The following is an 18330-nucleotide window of genomic DNA, read 5'->3' on the forward strand; positions in this document are numbered from 1 at the left end:
TCAGGTGTGCGGAATCGTCATCATGTGAGTGTTCGGCGCTTCCGGCTCCGTCCGGCGGCCACGGACGACGAGCACGACGCCCGCCAGCGCGAGCACACCGCCCAGCCCCGCCGCCCCGGCCGGCGCGGTCGTGCCGAGCATCGCCAGCCGGTCGCTGTCCGCCGACGCCAGCTCGACCTGCTTGAGCTGGGTCTCCTCGGTGAACTCCACCCGCTTGCTCTCCAGGAGCACGACGGCGTCCTTCTCGGAGCCCGGGGCGCGCAGCGTCTTCCTCGGGCCGATCGCCGCGTTCATGATGCGGCCGGTGCGCTGGTCCACCACCAGCTCGATGCCGCTGTTGGAATACCACTCCTCGGCCAGCACCTGGGGGATCTTCTTCTTCCCCACGAGCAGTCCCGGCACCTGGCGCACCCCGGTCTTCGTGGGTTCGACCTCGCCCTTGAAGAGCAGGCCGGAGTAGCCCTGAACCTCCTGCTCACCGGCGTAGGAGAGCCGCACCGCCCCGCCGAGCGTGCCGTCCCACCAGCGGTAGGAACGCTTCTCGACGTCGAAGGGGAACTTGAGATAGGCCTCCCCGTCGAACGTCGGGGACTCCTCGCAGCAGTGGACCGGCTCGTTCGTGACCCGGTCGGTCACCCAGCGCTCCAGCGTCCACTGGAGGGCGTCACGGGGGTCCGAGGCGGGCAGGGTGTCCTGGTGGTCGACCGAGGTGGAGACGTCCCACACGGCGTTGCCGCTCTTCTCGCTGTCGGCCACGTCACCGCGCACCTGCCGCGTGATCGTGATCGTTCTGCCGTCGACCGTCTCCACCTCGGACGTGTCGAAATAGCTGCCCGTTCCGGTGAAGACGGTGGTGGTGTCGATGTCGATGGGGGTGCGCTTGGCGTGCGGCTGGACGTACCAGACGAGCAGCGGCGCGAGGACGAGCAGGAAAACCCCTGCCCCCAGCAGGACAAGCGACAAGGGTGAAGCGTTGTGGCGCATCCGGGCACTCCTGGGTCGAAATCTCTTCGCGGAGGTGCACGGGCCCGGGCCGGTCAGCCCTTGATTGGCGTGAACAGTAAGCAAGCCCTTGACGGAATGTCAATGTGCTGTCGACACTGTGTCCCAGCCGGAGGGGCCCGGCTGACGGGGTGGGGATCGCCTCCAGCAAGGAGCTGACCCGAACTATGCGCAGACTCATCGCCGCCGCTGTCACCGTCCTGGTGGCCGCCACGCTCGCCGTTGGCGCGGCGGTCGGTGCCGTGGCACTGCTCGACGCCACTCCCGACCAGCCCAATACGCCTCTGATCAGCTATGACACCGCCCCGGCGGCTCCGTGACCCGCCCGGCCTGGCAGGACGTCCCCCGGTCGAAGCTCGACCGTTTCGAGGCGATCGCCCGGGCCGAGGCGCCTGAGCTCGCTCAGACGATCCTGTACCAGATTCGCCAGGAATATCCCTATCTGCACCTGGTCGAGGACGAGTCTGGGGAGCCGCTGGCCCTCGTCGGAATCCACCGCGCCATCGAAGGCTTCGTCCACAACCTCACCGCCGGCGCGCACCCACGGGTGCCGCCGGAGATGTTCCAGGAGTTCGGGCGCGGCGAGGGGCTCGAGGGCCGCAGCCTCGACGCGCTCCAGGCCATCTATCGCCTCGGGGTCCGGCTCACCTGGCGCAGGCTCGCCGAGATCGGCCAGCAGGCCGACATTCCCGCGCCCGCCATGTACGAGCTGGCCGAATCGGGATTCGAGTATCTGGACGGGCTCGTGGAACAGTCGGTACGGGGCTACGCCGAGGCGGCGGCCCGGCGCGCGAGCGAACGGCTCCGCCTCCAGCGCCAGCTGATCGAGCTCCTCCTGGTGGAACACCGGGGCGACGTGTCCGTGGCCCTGTCCGAGCGGGCCGCCCGCATCGGCTGGGAACTCCCGGAGACGATCGCCGTGGGCGTGCTCATGCGCCCGGCCCGCGAGGCCGTGGCCCCGGCGGTCGGGCAGGGCATCCTGCTGGAGATGGAGAGCGAGCAGCCGCGCATCGTCATCCCCGACCCGGACACGGCGGGCCGTGCGGAGATCCTGCGGCGCGCCACGGCCGGCTGGTCCGGGGCGATCGGCCCGGCGGTCCCGCTGGCGGCCGCGGCGACCTCGCTGCGCTGGGCGGAGACCGCGGTCCAGCTGATCAAGAAGGACCTGCTGCCGCAGGGCGAGGTGCTGTACTGCACCGAGCGGACGGAGGAACTGCTGCTGCTCCCCGCCCAGGAGCTGATCGACGCGTCCGCCCGCCGCTGCCTCGCCCCGCTGGACGGCCTCGGCCCGACCCAGGCCCGGCGCCTGGCCGAGACGCTGCTCGCCTGGATCGAGACCCCCGGCGGCGCCCCGGAGGTGGCCGCCCGCCTCGGCATCCACCCGCAGACGGCCCGCTACCGGCTGCGGCAGATCCGCGAGCTGTGGGGCGACGCCATCGACGAACCGGACCAGCGCTTCGAGATGCTCCTGGTGCTCCGCGCCCGGCGCCTGAGGGGTGATCCGGCCGCCGTCCCGGGCTGAACCGCGGCCGGCGGCCGGGGGAGGTCCGGCCGCCGGGGTCCCCGGACCGCCGGGATCAGACCGGGGTGACGTACGCCCCGGCGATCCCGCCGTCGACCAGGAAGTCCGTGGCGTTCACGAACGAGGAGTCGTCGCTCGCGAGGAACGCCACGGCGGCGGCGATCTCGGTCGGCTCGGCGAACCGGCCGACCGGGATGTGCACAAGACGCCGGGCGGCCCGCTCCGGGTCCTTCGCGAACAGCTCCTGGAGCAGCGGGGTGTTGACCGGACCCGGGCACAGGGCGTTGACCCGGATCCCGTCCCGCGCGAACTGCACGCCGAGCTCGCGCGACATCGCCAGGACCCCGCCCTTGGACGCGGTGTACGAGATCTGCGAGGTGGCAGCGCCCATCCGGGCCACGAAGGACGCCGTGTTGATGATGGAGCCCTTGCGCTGCTCGCGCATGTAGGGGATCGCCGCCTTGCAGCAGAGGTACACGGAGGTCAGGTTGACCTCCTGCACCCGCCGCCAGGCCTCCAGGCCGGTGTCCAGGATGGAGTCGTCGTCGGGCGGGGAGATGCCCGCGTTGTTGAACGCGATGTCGACCGAGCCGCAGGCGTCGAACGCGGCCCTGAAGAGGGCGTCGACCTGGCCGGCGTCGGTGACGTCGGTAAGCACGAAGAGCCCGCCCGCCTCCTCGGCGGCCGCCTTGCCGCTCTCCTCGTCCACATCGGCGCAGACGACGTGCGCGCCCTCGGCGGCCAGCCGCCGGACGGTGGCCAGGCCGATGCCGCTGCCGGCTCCGGTGACGACGGCGGTGCGGCCGACCAGGCGGCGGCAGACGGATGAAGTGTCGGTCATGGTGCTCAGGCCTCCGTGCTGATGAAGACGTTCTTGGTCTCGGTGAAGGCGGCCAGCGCGTCCGGGCCGAGCTCGCGGCCCAGGCCCGACTGCTTGTAGCCGCCGAAGGGGGTCGAATAGCGCACGCTGGAGTGCGAGTTGACGGAGAGGTTTCCCGCCCGGACCCCGTGGCTCACGCGCAGCGCGCGGCCGACGTCCCGGGTCCAGACCGAGCCGGCGAGTCCGTAGTCGGTGGCGTTGGCGAGGCGCAGCGCGTCCTGTTCGTCCTCGAACGGCAGGACCACCGCGACGGGCCCGAAGACCTCCTCCACGGCCACCGGCGCCTCGGGCGGGACCCCGGTGAGGACGGTCGGCGGGTACCAGAACCCGGGTCCCTCGGGGGCTGTTCCGAGGATGGCCCGGCCGCCGTCGGCTCCCCGGCCGCCGTCGACGAGCCCCCGGACCCGGTCCCGCTGGACGGCCGAGATCAGCGGCCCCATCTGGGTCCTCTCGTCGGCCGGGTCGCCCACCACGACGGCGGACACGGCCGGGACGAGCAGGTCGAGGAAGCGGTCGTACACGGAACGCTCGACCAGGATCCGGGTGCGGGCGCAGCAGTCCTGACCGGCGTTGTCCAGGAAGGACATCGGCGCGGCCGCCGCCGCGGCCTCGACATCGGCGTCGGCGAAGACGATGTTGGGGCTCTTGCCGCCCAGTTCCAGGGTGAGCCGCTTCACGCGCTCCGCGCAGCGGGTCATGATGTGCTTGCCGGTCCGGGTGGAGCCGGTGAACACGATCTTCGCGACTCCCGGGTGCTCGACCAGGGCGCTCCCGGCCACCGGGCCCTCGCCGGGCAGCACCTGGAACAGTCCCTCGGGAAGACCGGCCTCAAGGGCGAGTTCGGCCAGTCGGAGAGCGGTCAGCGGCGTCGTCTCGGCGGGCTTGAGGAGGACGGCGTTGCCTGCCGCGAGGGCCGGGGCGAGGCCCCAGGCGGCGATCGGCATCGGGAAGTTCCACGGAGCGATGACCCCGACGACGCCCAGCGGCTCCAGGAGCGTGAAGTCGATGCCGCCCGCCACCGGGATCTGCCGGCCCAGGAGTCGTTCGGCCCCGCCCGCGCCGTAGTCGAGGAGATCGCGTACGTTGCCGGCCTCCCACCGGGCGTTGCCGATGGTGTGTCCGGCCTCGCGGACCTCCAACCGGGCCAGTTCCTCGATGTGTTCGTCGACGACGACGGCGAAGCGGCGCAGCAGGCGCGCCCGGTCGGCGGGCGCGGCGGCCGCCCAGCGGCGCTGGGCCGCGGCGGCCAGGGTGACGGCGGCGTCCACGTCGGCGGCGGAGGCCGCGGGGACGGTGGCGACGACCTCGGCGGTCGCCGGGTTGAGGACGTCCAGGGTGGGTGGTGACACGTACGGACCCCGATCACGGAAGCTGGTGGCGGTGCGGAGGGTTTCTGGCTGTCAGAGGCGTTCGAAGGAGCGGCGCAGCTCCCAGTCGGTCACCGCGGAGTCGTACGCGGTCAGTTCGACGCGGGCCATGTTGAGGTAGTGCGCGACGACTTCCTCGCCGAACGCCTCCTTGGCGATGGGGCTGGCCTCCCACAGCTCGGCGGCCTCGCGCAGGGTCGTCGGCACCTGGTCGTAGTCCCCGGTGTAGGCGTTGCCCGTACAGGCCTCGGGCAGTTCCAGCCGGTGCTCGACCCCGTACAGTCCGGCGGCGACCAGTCCGGCGACGGCCAGGTGCGGGTTGACGTCGCCGCCGGGCAGCCGGTTCTCGAAGCGCATCGAGCGCCCGTGGCCGACGACCCGCAGGGCGCAGGTGCGGTTGTCGACGCCCCAGGCGACGGCGGTGGGGGCGAAGGAGCCGGGCTGGAAGCGTTTGTAGGAGTTGATGGTGGGCGCGTAGAGGAGGGAGAAGTCCCGCAGGGCGGCGAGCTGGCCGGCCAGGAAGTGCCGCATCAGCTCGGACATGCCGCCCTCGCCCTCGCCCGCCATCATGTTCGCGCCGTCCGCGTCGGTCAGCGAGAGGTGGATGTGGCAGGAGTTGCCCTCGCGCTCGTCGTACTTGGCCATGAACGTCAGCGAGACGCCCTCCTGGGCCGCGATCTCCTTGGCGCCCGTCTTGTAGACGGCGTGCTGGTCGCAGGTGGTGAGCGCCTCGTCGTAGCGGAAGACGATCTCGTGCTGGCCGGGATTGCACTCGCCCTTGGCGGACTCGACGGTCAGTCCGGCCTCCTGCATCTCGTTGCGGATCCGGCGCAGCAACGGCTCGATGCGGCCGGTACCGAGGATCGAGTAGTCGATGTTGTACTGGTTGGCCGGGGTCAGCCCGCGGTAGTCGCGGTCCCAGGCCTCCTCGTAACTGTCCCGGAAGACGATGAACTCCAGCTCCGTGCCCACCTGGGCGGTGCAGCCGAGCTCCGCCAGCCGGTCGAGCTGGCGGCGCAGGATCTGACGTGGGGCCGCGACGACCGGACTGCCGTCGTGCCAGGCGAGATCCGCGATCAGCAGGGCGGTCCCCTCGTGCCAGGGGACGGGGCGCAGGGTGGCGGGGTCGGGGACCATGCCGAAGTCGCCGTAGCCGTTCTCCCACGAGGACATCGCGTAGCCGTCGACGGTCCGCATCTCGGTGTCCACGGCCAGGAGGTAGTTGCAGCCCTCGGTGCCGTGCTCCAGCACCTCGTCGAGGAAGAACCCGGCCGCGAACCGCTTTCCCTGGAGCCGGCCCTGCATGTCCGGGAAGGCCAGCACCACGGTGTCTATCGACCCGTCCGCGACCCGTGAGCGGAGCTCGTCGACGCCGAGCGGGGGTGTGCGGTCTGCCACGGGATGCCTCCTTGGGTGAACCGAGAGGCTTAAGGTATGACAGAGGACCATTGCTTGGGAAGGGGATCCGCCAGTGGCCACGAGGAGAAGAGCGGACGACACCCGTCCGGCGGCAGGAGCGGCGGGAGCGGCGGGGCCGTCCGTGGCCGATGGGGCGGCGGCCGGCGCGACCGGGGGCGGGGGTGGCGCCGCGACCGACAGGCTGGACTCCGTGCTGCGACCCGTCCGCGCGGGCAACGGCTTCGAGGAGGCGCTGGAGCAGGTCCTCCAACTTCTGCGCCTGGGTCTGGTCCCGCCCGGCGAACGGCTGCCCTCCGAACGCGAGTTGTCCCAGCACCTCAGGATCAGCAGGGTGACGCTGCGCGAGGTTCTCAAGGTCCTCCAGGACCAGGCCATGGTCGAGAGCCGCCGGGGCCGCTACGGAGGAACGTTCGTCCTGCCGCGCACCGCCGCCCTCGACGGCAGTGACGAACTGCGTCGCCGCGTCGCCGCCGTCGACGTGGAGGACACCCTGCGCTTCCGCGAGGTGCTGGAGGCCGGAGCGGCGGGCCTGTGCGCCGAAGGGCTCCCGGCGGACGGCGGGGCCGCGCTGCGGGCCGCGCTCGACGCGACGCAGGGCGCCCGGCTGGAGGACTACCGCCGCCAGGACACCCTGCTCCACCTCACGCTCGCCGAACTCTCCGGCTCCCGCACGCTCGCCGCCCAGTACGCCGCGGTCCGGGCCACCCTCAACGAACTGCTCGACTGCATCCCGCTGCTGGTGCGCAACCTGGAGCACTCCCAGCAGCAGCACGCCGCCGTCGTCGAGGCGGTCCTGGACCGGGACGCGGACGCGGCCCGCGAGATGATGCGCGAGCACTGCGGAGGCACGGCCGCCCTGCTGCGCGGCTTCCTCGCCTGAGCCGCCCCCCGCGGGCCGCCGGGGCCGGTGGCGAGGCGATTCCATCACCACTTCTCGAATCCGCGACCACTCTTTGACGCGCGCCCCTTGCGGTTCCCCCGACGTTCCACAAAGGTGTGCCGACGAACCTTTGATCGAAGCAGTTCCCACGATGACGTCGACACACATCTGGAGCGCCTCATGGCTCAGGGAACCGAAACACCCGCCGGACCACCCGGAGACGCGAGCCCGGGGGTGTCCGGCACGGACGCGTATCTGCACCGCAGGACCCTGCGCCGGGGCAGCGCCGGCTGGCTCCTGCTGACCGGGCTCGGCGTCGCCTACGTCGTCTCCGGCGACTTCTCCGGCTGGAACATCGGCCTGTCCAAGGGGGGCTTCGGCGGACTCGCCGCGGCCATGGTCCTGATGGGCGTCATGTACGCGTGCCTGGTCTTCGCGTTGGCCGAACTCTCCGCCATCCTGCCCACGGCGGGCGGCGGTTACGGCTTCGCCCGGCGGGCGCTCGGGACCTGGGGCGGCTTTCTCACCGGCACGGCCATCCTCATCGAGTACATCCTCGCGCCCGCCGCGATCGCGTTGTTCATCGGTGACTACGTCGAATCGCTCGGCCTCTTCGGCCTCACCTCCGGCTGGCCCGTCTACCTCGCCTGCTTCGCGATCTTCATCGGCATCCACCTCTGGGGAGTCGGCGAGGCGCTCCGCTTCAGCCTGGTGGTGACCGCCATCGCGGTGGCCGCGCTGCTGATCTTCGCCGTCGGCGCGTTCACCGAGTTCGACGCGAGCCGCCTCAACGACATCCCGGCGGACACCTCCGCCTTCGGCTCCTCCTCCTGGCTGCCCTTCGGCCTCCTCGGGATCTGGGCCGCCTTCCCCTTCGGCATGTGGTTCTTCCTCGGTGTGGAAGGCGTACCGCTCGCAGCCGAGGAGGCCAAGGACCCGGTGCGCTCGATGCCGAAGGCGCTGGCCATCTCGCTCGTCGTGCTGGTCTTCCTGGCCGTCATCACCTTCATCTCCGCCACCGGCGCCCAGGGGGCCAACGCCATCAAGGAGGCCGGGAACCCGCTCGTGGTGGCCCTCCAGGGCACCGGCGAGCCGACCGCCCTGAGCCGCTTCGTGAACTACGCGGGCCTCGCCGGACTGGTGGCCTCCTTCTTCTCCCTGATCTTCGCCGGATCCCGCCAGCTGTTCGCCCTCTCCCGGGCCGGCTACCTGCCGCGCTTCCTCTCACTCACCAACCGACGCAAGTCCCCCTACCTCGGCCTGCTGATCCCCGGAGTCATCGGGTTCACGCTCGCCGCCTGGAGCGGCAACGGCGGCCGGATGCTGAACGTCGCCGTCTTCGGCGCCACGATCAGCTACGCCCTCATGGCCCTCTCCCACCTGGTGCTGCGCCGCCGTGAACCGGAGCTGCCGCGGCCGTACCGCACCCCCGGCGGCGCGCTGACCTCGTCCGTGGCCTTCGTTCTGGCATGCTCGGCCCTGGTGGCGACCTTCCTGGTGGACCGCGACGCGGCGTTCATCGCGCTCGGCGTGTACGCGGTGGCGCTGGCCTACTTCGCCTTCTACAGCCGTCACCGGCTGGTCGCGGGGGCCCCGGAGGAGGAGTTCGCCGCGCTGGCGGCGGCCGAGGCGGAACTCGCCCGCGACTGAGACGGCCGGCCCGGGCGGCGGGCTCCCGCCTCTCGGAGGCGTACGGGGCGGGAGCCCGTCCCCTGACAGCGACCGCGTGATCACCCGACCCGAAGGAGTCCGTTCCATGTCCCGGCCCGTCATCGGCATCAGCACCTACCAGGACCAGGCCCGCTGGGGCGTGTGGGAGATGCCGGCGGTGCTGCTGCCCGCCGGCTATCCCCGCCTCGTCCGGGCGGCGGGCGGGCTCGCCGTGCTGCTGCCGCCCGACGACGCGCGGGACGCGGCCCGGGACACCGTCGCCGCCCTGGACGGGCTGGTGATCGCCGGGGGAGCGGATGTCGAACCGGCGCGCTACGGGGCGGTCGCCGATCCCCGTACCGGCCCCCCGGCCCGCGAACGCGACGCCTGGGAGCTGGCGTTGATCCGGGCGGCGATCGAACGGGAGGTGCCGCTGCTCGGCATCTGCCGGGGCATGCAGCTCCTGAACGTCGCCCTCGGCGGCACCCTGCACCAGCACCTGGACGACCACACCGGCGGCACCGGCGTCTTCGGCAGCCATCCGGTGACCCCCGTGCCCGGCACCGCGTACGCGGACGCCGTCCCGGAGACCGCCGTGGTGCCCGCCTACCACCACCAGGCGGTCGACCGGCTCGGCGGCGGCCTGGTCGCCTCCGCCCACGCACCCGACGGGACCGTGGAGGCCCTGGAACTCCCCGGGCACGGCAGCCTGGTGCTCGGCGTGCAGTGGCACCCGGAGATGGGCGAGGACACCCGGGTCATGACCTCCCTGGTCCGGGCGGCAGGGGTGCGGTCCCGCCGGATCCCTCGAACCCCGGACCGGAGAAGTCGGGCCCCGCGAACGCCGGTGAGCTGAAGCGGGAGCCGTGCCCCTCGCCCGCGTCCGGCGTGGGCGTCGCCGCGTCGGCCAGCTCCTGGAGGAGGAACGGCCTGATCCCCCGCTCGCGCAACGCCGCGAGCCACACCTCACGGGCGTCCTCGACGGCGGGGAGCCGGTCGGGCACGGTCGCCGCGCCGACCGCCGACTGCTTCGCCGCCGTGCGGTAGAGGGCGACGACGCTGACCAGGGCCGTGACCGCCGCGACCACCAGGCTGAACCAGCCGACGCCGACGAGGGTGCCCGCCAGGGCGGGCAGGGCCTCGACGAGTCGCAGACCGTAGCCCAGCAGCAGGAACGTCGCCGTGGCCACCGCCGCGAGCACGGGCGTCAGCACTCCGAGGACCGCGAGCACCCCGGCCCCCGGCCGCTCCTGATCGCCCGGACCGGACAGCGGCGACACCCTGGCCTGCTGCCGACCGCCCCGGGCCCGCCGCCGCAGGGCCGCGTACCGCCGGTACTCGGCGTCGGCGGCGGACGTCGTGCGTGCCACGGCCGCCAGGCCCCGGACACGCAGCCGGCCGCCGGGGAGACCCGAGCGTTCGAGCAGGTGCTGGAACTCCGGGGAGGCGATCACCTCGTCGAGCGCGTGTCCGTAGTCGGATCTGTCCTCGTCCCCGAGCCGGGAAGGGCTGCCCATGCTGTCCCTCGGTCGACACAGGTGTGCCGACACCTGTGTGGTGGGTGTGTTGCGCCCCGGACCGCGGGGGTGCGCACGCGGCACGTGCGCACCCCCGCCGGCTTGCCCGGTGAGGCGTTCGAGACGTTCCGGAGGTGTGTTCCGGAGTGTGCTCCTAGAGGTGCTGCGCGACCGCGGGCATGAGGTCCTGGAAGGTCCGCCCGTCCGCCGGCGCGCCGATCGCGGTCATCTGCCAGCCCGAGCCGGACCGCTGGACCTTGGCCATGATCTGGGCGGTGTGCCGCCCGCCGCCGGTCAGGGTGTACCGGGCCAGCTCCTGGCCGTTGCTCTCGTCGACCAGACGGCAGAAGGCCGCCTCGACCTCCTCGAAGGTCTGGCCGGTGAACGAGTTCACCGTGAAGACGATCTGGTCCACATGGACCGGAACGCGTCGCAGATCGACGACGATGGACTCGTCGTCACCGCCCTGGCCCGCCCCGCCGACCCGGTTGTCCCCGGTGTGCTGGACCGAACCGTCGTCACTGGTCAGGTGCTGGAAGAAGACAACATCCTGCGGGGCCTGGCCCGCGAAGAGCACCGCCGAGGCGTCCAGGTCGATCTCGCGGGCGGTCAGCCGCGCCAGGAATCCCTTACGGGGAGCGGACTTCCAGCCCAGCCCCATCCGTACGACGCCGAGCTCGCCGCCGCCGGACTTGGTGAGGCTGACCTGCTGGCCCTTGGTGAGGTTGATCGTCATCGTTCCGCCTTCGGTGGCTGGGTGTGCCTGGGGTGACTACGGTAGGGCCTGCGCGTCCGGACCCCGGCGACTCAGAGACTGACGCCGAAGTCGGCGACGATGCCGCTCAGGCCGGACGCGTAACCCTGCCCGACCGCGCGGAACTTCCACTCGGCGCCGTGCCGGTACAACTCGCCGAAGACCATCGCCGTCTCGGTGGAGGCGTCCTCGCTCAGGTCGTAACGCGCGATCTCCGCGCCGCCCGCCTGGTTCACCACCCGGATGTACGCGTTGCGCACCTGGCCGAAGCTCTGACCCCGGCTCTCCGCGTCGTGGATCGAGACCGGGAACACGATCTTGGCGACGGTCGCGGGCACCGAGGCGAGGTCGACCTTGACGATCTCGTCGTCGCCCTCGCCCTCACCGGTGAGGTTGTCGCCGGTGTGCTCGACCGACCCGTCGGGGCTCTTGAGGTTGTTGTAGAAGACGAAGTGCTCGTTGGACAGCACCTTGCCCGCCTCGTCGCAGAGCAGCGCGCTCGCGTCCAGGTCGTAGTCGGTGCCGGTGGTCGTGCGGACGTCCCAGCCGAGACCGACGAGGATCGCGGTCAGCCCCGGGGCCTCCTTGCTCAGCGAGACGTTTCCGCCCTTGGCGAGGCTCACGCCCATGATGTTCTCCCTTGTGCGGTGACGGGTGTTCACGTGGTGGCGGCCACGCCACGGGTGACGGCGCGGACGCGCTGCGACTACAGGGAAAATCTACAGCACTGTAGATTTTGAGGGCCAGGGGCCAGAGGCCAGAGGCCAGAGGGGCGGAGGGGCGGAGGGTGCGGGGGTGGTGGGCACGGTGAGGAGGTGGGAGGCAGGCGGTGAGGAGCCGGGAGCCAGAAGCCGGGAAACGGGCGGCCCGGCCCCGGCCGGTCGCCGCTGCCGCCACCGGCTGGATACGATTTCCCGACGCCCGGCAGGCGAAGCGCCACGGCCGGGCGGCCGAACGGGAGAGAGCCGGGCGGTCGGACGAGGAGAGGGGTCGGGCCGTGGACGCCGAAGGAGCCGGTGGCGAGCGGGAATCGCCTGCCCGCAGGCGCGGCCAGGGCGAGCTGGAGGCCCAGGTGCTGTCGGTGCTGGGCGGGGCGAGCGAGCCGGTGACCGCCGCCTGGGTGGTGGAACGGCTCGGCGCGGGCCTGTCGTACAGCACCGTCATCACGATCCTGACGCGTCTGCACGCCAAGCAGGCGGTCACGCGCACCGGGCGGGGCCGCCCCGTCCTGTGGGAGCCCGTGGCGAACGAGGCGGGGCTCGCCGCCCTGCGGATGCGCCGGCTCCTCGACAAGCAGAGCGACCGCGACGCGGTGCTCTCCAGCTTCGTCTCCGTCCTCTCCTCGCACGACGAGGACCTGCTGCGGGCCCTGCTCGCCGAGAGCGGTCCCGACGACCCCGCGACGCCCTCGGACCGGCCGGAGCGCTGACGATGGGCGTCTTCGTCTACCTGCCCCTCGTGCTGCCCCTGACCGCGTTGCCGATCGCGCGCCTGGCCGAACAGCACCTGCACCCCCGCAGGGCGGCCCGGCTGCTGGCCACCGTCGCCGTGATCCTCGCCTCCTGCAGCCTGGTGTGCCTCGGGCTGCTGGTGGTGGTGGGCACGGCCCAGCTGCCCGGCAACCCGCTGCCCGACGGCTGGTCCGACGCCGAGGTCCGCGAGGCCGTGCCGCACGACGCGTTCGCGGGAAAGGCGTCCATCCTCGCGCTCGTCGTCGTGACGGCCGCCTGCGGATTCACCGTCCACCGCCACTACCGCTTCCGGGCACGCGCCCACCGGGCGCTCGCGGGCCTGCCGGGCGGCGACGTCGCCGTGCTGCCGGACGACGTCCCGTACGCCTACGCGCTCCCCGGCTCCCCGGGGCGGGTGATGGTCTCCACGGCGCTGCTCGCCTCCCTCGAACCGGCCGAGCACCGGGCGCTGTTCGCCCATGAACGTGCCCACCTGGCGGGACGCCACCACCGGTTGCTGCTCGCGACCCGGCTGGCCGGCTGCGTCAACCCGCTGCTGTGGCCGCTGCTCGGGGCCCTGGTCTACAGCACCGAGCGCTGGGCGGACGAGGAGGCGGCGCGGGTCACCGGCGACCGCCGGCTGACGGCGCGCGCGGTCGGCAAGGCGGCGCTCGTCTCCCGCCCGGTGCCCGGCGGCAGGGCCTTCGCCGCCTTCGCCGCGGCGGGCCCGGTGCCGAGGCGGGTGGCGGCGCTCCTGGGCCCGGTGCCGCCGGACCGGGGCTGGCCCCCCGCCCTCACCCCGGCCGGCGTCGCCGCGCTCGTCGCCGCGGCCGGGACGACCGTCTCCGCGCTGTCCGCGCTGAACGCGGCCGTCGCGCTGTTCCTCGTCCTGGAGGCGGCGACACCGCTGTAGCCCGCCGGCCGGAGCGCCACCCCGCGGCCGAGCGCCCCGCGGAAGACGCGAAGCCGTGCCCGTCACCCTTCGCCCTTCACTACAGGGTTGTAGAGTTCATCAGCCGCGGAACGCGGGCCCCGTCGACGGCGGCTCTCCAGCCGCCCGGCATGCAGAATCGTGCCCGGGTGCTCACCTCCCGCCGGAGTGCGTCCCACTCGAACCCATGGCTGGAGAACCCAGCCGGACAGGAGTCACGCGTTGTCCGCCAGTCCGGGCCCCTCGGGGCCCGACCCCCACCGTCACCGACCCGCGGCCCCGGGCAGGGCCACCCGCCGCCTCCCGCGCGGGGCGGGTGACCGATGACCTCCGCCCTGCTCGGCCTGCTGGCCGTGTTCGTCCTCACCGCCGGGACCGGCTACTTCGTGGCCCAGGAGTTCGCGTACGTCTCCGCCGACCGGCTGACCCTCGGCCGGGAGGCCGCCGCCGGGGACAAGCGGGCCGCCCGCGCCGTGAAGGTGCTGGAGCGGCTCTCCTTCATGCTGTCCGGCGCGCAGCTCGGCATCACCGTCACGGGGCTCGTCGTCGGCTTCCTCGCGGAACCGTCGGTCTCCGCCCTCCTGCGGCCCGTCCTGAGCGGTACGGGCCTCTCCGACGGCCTGGTCTCGGGCATCTCCGTGGTGCTGTCGTTCGTGGTGGCGACCGTCATCCAGATGGTCCTCGGTGAACTCGCCCCCAAGAACCTCGCCCTGGCCGTGCCCGAGAGCATGGCCAAGTCCCTCGCCTCCTCCACCCTGATCTACCTGCGGATCGTCGGACCCGTGGTCCGCGTCTTCGACGGCGTCGCCAACAGGCTGCTGCGCCGCATCGGCATCGAACCGGTCGAGGAGCTCCACCACGGCGCGACCCTGGAGGAGCTGGGCCACCTCGTCGGAGAATCCCGCGAACAGGGTGAACTCCCGGCCGCCACGGCCGAACTCATGGACCACGCGCTGGAGTTCTCCGAGCGGAACCTGGGCGAGGTGATGGTGCCGCGCGCCGACGTGGCGTTCGTCCGCCGGGACGCCCTCGCCACCGAGGCCGTCGAGCTGATCGCCCGGCACGGGCACTCCAACTACCCGGTGCTCGGGGACCACCCGGACGACCCCGCCGGAGTCCTGGGCGTACGGGAGCTGATGCGGCTGCCTGCGGCCGATGTCGGGCGCACCACCGTCGGCTCCCTGGCCCGCCGCCCCCTCCTGCTGCCGGAGCTCCTCAGGCTCCCGGCGGCGGTCGCGCAGATGCGGGAGCGCGACGACGAGTTCGCCGTCGTCCTGGACGAGCACGGCGGCCTGGCCGGGATCGTTACGTACGAGGACATCGCCGAGGAACTCGTCGGCGACATCGCCGACGAGTCCGACACCGTCGTCGAACTCGCGGTCGCCGACGGCACCGGCTGGATCGTGGACGCGGGGCGCCGCCTCGACGAGATCGAGGAGGCCACCGGCGTCGAACTGCCCCAGGAGAGCGACGACTACGACACCCTGGCCGGGCTGATCATCGACCGGCTCGGACGCTTCCCCACCGTAGGCGACCGGCTCGCCGTCGGTGCGGCCCGCATCGAGGTGCGCACCCTCGACCGGCACGTCGCCGAGTACGTCCGCATTGAACCCACCGAATCCACCGAACGTGTCGGACCCACCGGACCCACCGAACAGGAGCCGCAGGCATGAGCTTCCCCATGGCGCTCTTCGTGACGGTCCTGCTCCTGATCGGCAGCGGATTCTTCGTCGCCGCCGAGTTCGCCCTGGTCGCCTCCAAGCGGCACCGCATGGAACAGGCCGCCGCCCGGGGGCAGCGCGGGGCCAGGGCCGCGCTCGCCGGGATGCGCGAGCTGTCGCTGATGCTCGCGGGGGCCCAGCTCGGCATCACCATCTGCACCCTGGGCCTGGGCTCCGTGTCCAAGCCCGCGATCTCCCACGAGCTGGACCCGCTGCTGGAGCGGCTCGGGCTGCCCGCGGCCCTCAGCTACGGCGTCGCCTTCGCGCTGGCGATGATCGTCGTCGTCTTCCTGCACATGGTGATCGGCGAGATGGCCCCGAAGTCCTGGGCCATCGCCCACCCGGAGCGCTCCGCGATGCTGCTGAGCCCGGCCTTCCGGGCCGTGGTGGGCGCCGTGCGCCCGCTGATCCGGCTGCTGAACGCGATCAGCAACGCGCTCGTGCGGCTGTGCCGGGTCACCCCGCGCGACGAGCTCGCCTCGGTGCACAATCGCGACCAGCTCACCCACCTGATCGAGGAGTCCGAGCGCCTCGGACTGATCAGCAAGGGCGACTCCGGACTGATGACCCGGTCCCTGACCGAACCGGCGACTCCGGTCTCCGCGCTCCGGATCCCCGTGGAACGGATCGCGACGGTCCCTGCGGACGCCGGACTCGACCGGATCCTGGCCACCGCCGCCGAGGCCGACCGCACCCGCCTGCTGGTACGGGACGGGGCGGAGGTCCTCGGATCGGTGCACGCCCGGGACGCCCTCGTGGCCCGCGCCGCAGGGCGGGACGTCCTCGCCCGCGACCTGGCCCGTCCCGTCCCGGAACTGGCCCCGGACGCCACCGCCGCACACGCGGTGGAGCAGTTGCGCGAGCGGCGGGCCACGATCGCCGTCGTCCGCGACGGGGCGGGCGGGCTCACCGGACTGGTCAGCCTGGACGACCTGCTCGCCCGACTGCTGCACCCGCCGACACCCCCCGAGCGCATCCTCTAGGGAGCGTCCCGCTCGGTCGTCTCCCCGCGGATGACGCGGGGGGCCGGCCTGGGCAGGCCGCCGTCCTCGTCCTTGAGCGCCTGCTTCTCGCTCTTGAGGATGCGCGCGGCCTTTCCGGCGGACCGCATGAGATCGGGCAGCCTCTTCACGGCCAGCACCGCCACGATCACCAGGAGGAGGAGGGTGAGTTCGCCGATCCCGAACATGGTCGCTGCTTTCTCTGGGGCGGAGCGGACGTGGAGTCAGCCGGATCCCTGACGGGGTCGCAGACCGTAATCTACAGGCTTGTAGAGCATTGGTTCGCGGAACCGGGGATCGGGCGCCTCTCCCGGCCGGCGGGCAGCAGCCGCACGGTGGCGCTCGGGAGATGGTCCCACCAGTGGCCGTAGCGCCGGTACACCTCCGGTTCCCGGTCGGCCAGGAACCCCGTCAGCGACCGGGCCTCGACGGCGAGCCCCTCCCAGACCTCCTCGGGCAGCGGATGGAACGCGGCCGCCTCGACACCCCCGGCGACCGGCCGCCACACCCCCGCCACGTACCCGTCGACCAGCAGCGTCGGCAGCACGTCCCCGTTCGCACGGATCACAACCCTGCGGTACGCGGGCGGGAGGACCCGGCCTCGATCCGCGTACGCCAGCAGAACGCTGTCCCACATCGCCATCAGCCGGGGCGGCGCGGGCGTCGTCGCGTCCGGCCGCGGAGCGCCCGGCAGATCGAACAGTTCCTCGCCCTCCGGCCCCTCCAGCCGCTCCAGCTCCCCGGCCAGATCCGCGAGCGCCGCCCGCGCCCCGGTCCGCCGGACCATCGCGAACTGCGCCACGTCCGCGACCGACGCGGGCCCGAACCCCGAGAGATAGCGCACGACGAGCGTCCGCAGCGAAGCGGCCGACGCCGCCGGATCCGTCCGCGGAGGGCTCGTCCGCGGCGCGATGTACGACGGCCGGTGACCGAACGACCACGGCGGCGCGGTGGGCGCGTGGAGCAGCGGCGTGTACTGCCGCAGCCCCCACCAGGCGCCCGGACCCGGCGGGGCGCCCAGCCGCTCGCCCAGCCACGCCTCGCACTCGGCGGTGGTCCGGGGCCGCTCCGCGAACGCCAGCAGCCGGGGGACGAGCGCGTCGGCGTCCTCGGCGCTCAGCCCGGAGCGGGTGAAGCGGGGACCCAGCCGGGAGGCTCGAACCACCGGATGCATGGCCTCCCGGAAGGCCGGATGATCCTCGGCGTGCACGGCATGGAGCGTGAGCCGCATCAGCGTCGCCTTGACGACGGTGTGATCCGAGAACGCGGTGTCGAGCCCGGCCGGATCGAAGTCCGCGAGCCGGTTCCAGAGGGCGATGTAGGGCGAGGCCGGCTGCTGCGCCTGGAGCGCCACCACGCGCCGCACCCCCTCGGCGGCATCCAGCGGCTCGCGTCGCAACAGCAACTGCCGGGCGAGCGTGGAGCGGTTGAGCTCGCGAGCGGTGACGCCCATGCCGTCCTCTTCCCTCGGTCTCCTGTGATCCGGTCCTCGTCGGACCCTACGCCCGACACGATGGCGGGATCCGATCCGTCTCCGCCGCGAATCTGCGTACCGGCCTCGACCGGATCCGGCTGCGCGGCGTGGCGGACCCGGGGGACGTGCTCGGACAACTGCTGACCTCCCCGGGCACCGAGGCGCTGGAGCCGCACTTCGACGCCCGCTGTCGGCAGTACCGCCGGCTGACGGCCGACCGGCGGCTGATCGTGCTGCTGGACAACGTGCGGTACGTCTCCGAGGCCGCTCCCCTGCTTCCGCCGTCCGGGGACGCCCTGGTCATCGTGGTGAGCCGGGGTCCGCACCCCGACCTGGCCGACGGCACGGCCCTGGAGATCCCCCTCCCGCCCTTCCCGGAACCCGTGGCGCTGGAACTGCTCGGCCTTCTTGCGCGGGACCGGCGGCCGACCGCGGATCCGGCGGGCGCCGCGGAGCTGGCGCGGCTCAGAACGTCCGGCTCTCCTCGTCGGCCGTCGCGGCGGCGTCCGGTGCGTGCGATCGCAAGGCGGAGGGTCGCCCCGTTACCGGCTGTATCGGGGTGATCCCGACAACGCGGCGAGGGATGGGGCCTCCCCTGCTCGAGCGAAGCCGAGAGCTTGGGGAAGTGCCAGGCGCCGCCGAGCAGGCGGGACTTTCGAATCACGCCCTAGTCTTCTGAGTCAGGAATTCTGTTCAGATATGAGGCGAGGCGTTCGAGGATCTCGTCCGCGGTCTTGGTCCAGACGTAGGGCTTGGGGTCT

At 72.6% G+C, this 18330-nt stretch carries 19 protein-coding genes; 10 read left to right on the forward strand and 9 right to left on the reverse strand.

The annotated features are described in order from the left end of the window. Positions 1-984 carry a DUF3068 domain-containing protein gene (locus ACIRJT_RS20395; RefSeq protein WP_403911079.1) on the reverse strand — a complete coding sequence of 328 codons (984 nt, stop codon included), beginning with the start codon at positions 982-984 and terminating at the stop codon, positions 1-3. 185 nt (positions 985-1169) lie between these two features. Here ACIRJT_RS20395 and ACIRJT_RS20400 point away from each other — a divergent pair, with 185 nt between their 5' ends. Next, positions 1170-1322 (forward strand): hypothetical protein, encoded by a 153-nt coding sequence (locus ACIRJT_RS20400; RefSeq protein ID WP_371622061.1) that lies wholly within the window; start codon positions 1170-1172, stop codon positions 1320-1322. Continuing rightward, positions 1319-2524, forward strand: a complete 1206-nt coding sequence (locus ACIRJT_RS20405; RefSeq protein ID WP_403911081.1) for a helix-turn-helix domain-containing protein — start codon at positions 1319-1321, stop codon at positions 2522-2524. Before ACIRJT_RS20400 ends, ACIRJT_RS20405 begins: the two co-directional genes overlap by 4 nt. A 55-nt stretch (positions 2525-2579) precedes the next feature. Here ACIRJT_RS20405 and ACIRJT_RS20410 read toward each other — a convergent pair whose 3' ends face one another. From ACIRJT_RS20410 to ACIRJT_RS20420, 3 genes are read right to left on the reverse strand one after another with little or no spacing between them, the layout of a single operon-like run. Next, positions 2580-3365, reverse strand: coding sequence for a 3-oxoacyl-ACP reductase (locus tag ACIRJT_RS20410; RefSeq protein ID WP_403911083.1), 786 nt, complete (start codon positions 3363-3365; stop codon positions 2580-2582). 5 nt (positions 3366-3370) lie between these two features. After that, entirely contained in the window at positions 3371-4753 is a 1383-nt protein-coding gene (locus ACIRJT_RS20415; protein ID WP_403911085.1) for an aldehyde dehydrogenase family protein, read from the reverse strand. Between the two features lie 51 nt (positions 4754-4804). After that, positions 4805-6169 (reverse strand): glutamine synthetase family protein, encoded by a 1365-nt coding sequence (locus tag ACIRJT_RS20420; RefSeq protein ID WP_403911086.1) that lies wholly within the window; start codon positions 6167-6169, stop codon positions 4805-4807. 142 nt (positions 6170-6311) lie between these two features. Here ACIRJT_RS20420 and ACIRJT_RS20425 point away from each other — a divergent pair, with 142 nt between their 5' ends. The 3 genes from ACIRJT_RS20425 to ACIRJT_RS20435 all read left to right on the forward strand — a co-directional run bounded on the left by ACIRJT_RS20425 (position 6312) and on the right by ACIRJT_RS20435 (position 9576). After that, complete coding sequence (locus ACIRJT_RS20425; protein ID WP_403911088.1) at positions 6312-7070, forward strand: FadR/GntR family transcriptional regulator; 759 nt, start codon at positions 6312-6314, stop codon at positions 7068-7070. 180 nt (positions 7071-7250) lie between these two features. Then, positions 7251-8720: an ethanolamine permease gene (eat, locus tag ACIRJT_RS20430; protein WP_069756850.1), complete on the forward strand. Its 1470-nt coding sequence runs from the start codon at positions 7251-7253 to the stop codon at positions 8718-8720. A gap of 106 nt (positions 8721-8826) precedes the next feature. Continuing rightward, on the forward strand, positions 8827-9576 hold the full coding sequence (locus ACIRJT_RS20435) for a gamma-glutamyl-gamma-aminobutyrate hydrolase family protein (RefSeq protein WP_403911091.1): 750 nt from the start codon (positions 8827-8829) through the stop codon (positions 9574-9576). On the opposite strand, the gene ACIRJT_RS20440 is transcribed toward ACIRJT_RS20435, so the two are convergent. From ACIRJT_RS20440 to ACIRJT_RS20450, 3 genes are all read right to left on the reverse strand, one after another. After that, on the reverse strand, positions 9479-10237 hold the full coding sequence (locus tag ACIRJT_RS20440) for a hypothetical protein (RefSeq protein ID WP_403911093.1): 759 nt from the start codon (positions 10235-10237) through the stop codon (positions 9479-9481). The genes ACIRJT_RS20435 and ACIRJT_RS20440 overlap by 98 nt on opposite strands. A 154-nt stretch (positions 10238-10391) precedes the next feature. Further along, positions 10392-10973, reverse strand: a complete 582-nt coding sequence (locus tag ACIRJT_RS20445; protein WP_007451990.1) for a TerD family protein — start codon at positions 10971-10973, stop codon at positions 10392-10394. A gap of 71 nt (positions 10974-11044) precedes the next feature. Then, a complete protein-coding gene (locus ACIRJT_RS20450) occupies positions 11045-11620 on the reverse strand; it encodes a TerD family protein (protein WP_047175329.1) in 576 nt (191 codons plus the stop codon). A gap of 368 nt (positions 11621-11988) precedes the next feature. Between ACIRJT_RS20450 and ACIRJT_RS20455 the strand changes: the two genes are divergently transcribed. The 4 genes from ACIRJT_RS20455 to ACIRJT_RS20470 all read left to right on the forward strand — a co-directional run bounded on the left by ACIRJT_RS20455 (position 11989) and on the right by ACIRJT_RS20470 (position 16077). Continuing rightward, positions 11989-12420 (forward strand): BlaI/MecI/CopY family transcriptional regulator, encoded by a 432-nt coding sequence (locus tag ACIRJT_RS20455; protein ID WP_403911095.1) that lies wholly within the window; start codon positions 11989-11991, stop codon positions 12418-12420. Between the two features lie 2 nt (positions 12421-12422). Further along, positions 12423-13355, forward strand: coding sequence for a M56 family metallopeptidase (locus ACIRJT_RS20460; RefSeq protein WP_403911097.1), 933 nt, complete (start codon positions 12423-12425; stop codon positions 13353-13355). A 341-nt stretch (positions 13356-13696) separates the two neighbouring features. Beyond that, on the forward strand, positions 13697-15046 hold the full coding sequence (locus tag ACIRJT_RS20465) for a hemolysin family protein (RefSeq protein WP_403911099.1): 1350 nt from the start codon (positions 13697-13699) through the stop codon (positions 15044-15046). Beyond that, positions 15043-16077 carry a hemolysin family protein gene (locus ACIRJT_RS20470; RefSeq protein WP_403911101.1) on the forward strand — a complete coding sequence of 345 codons (1035 nt, stop codon included), beginning with the start codon at positions 15043-15045 and terminating at the stop codon, positions 16075-16077. The genes ACIRJT_RS20465 and ACIRJT_RS20470 overlap by 4 nt, the downstream gene beginning before the upstream one ends. On the opposite strand, the gene ACIRJT_RS20475 is transcribed toward ACIRJT_RS20470, so the two are convergent. Next, the gene (locus ACIRJT_RS20475) at positions 16074-16283 is read right to left on the reverse strand and encodes a twin-arginine translocase TatA/TatE family subunit (RefSeq protein ID WP_403911103.1); all 210 of its coding nucleotides are present in this window, start codon (positions 16281-16283) and stop codon (positions 16074-16076) included. The two genes, ACIRJT_RS20470 and ACIRJT_RS20475, sit on opposite strands and share 4 nt — an antisense overlap. 71 nt (positions 16284-16354) lie before the next feature. After that, entirely contained in the window at positions 16355-17548 is a 1194-nt protein-coding gene (locus ACIRJT_RS20480) for a winged helix DNA-binding domain-containing protein (RefSeq protein WP_403911105.1), read from the reverse strand. 128 nt (positions 17549-17676) lie between these two features. Between ACIRJT_RS20480 and ACIRJT_RS20485 the strand changes: the two genes are divergently transcribed. Further along, positions 17677-18132, forward strand: a complete 456-nt coding sequence (locus ACIRJT_RS20485) for a hypothetical protein (protein WP_403911107.1) — start codon at positions 17677-17679, stop codon at positions 18130-18132. Positions 18133-18330: the final 198 nt, after the last annotated feature.

Origin of the sequence: Streptomyces sp. NPDC102283, assembly GCF_044766265.1 — a bacterium.
GTDB lineage: Bacteria > Actinomycetota > Actinomycetes > Streptomycetales > Streptomycetaceae > Streptomyces.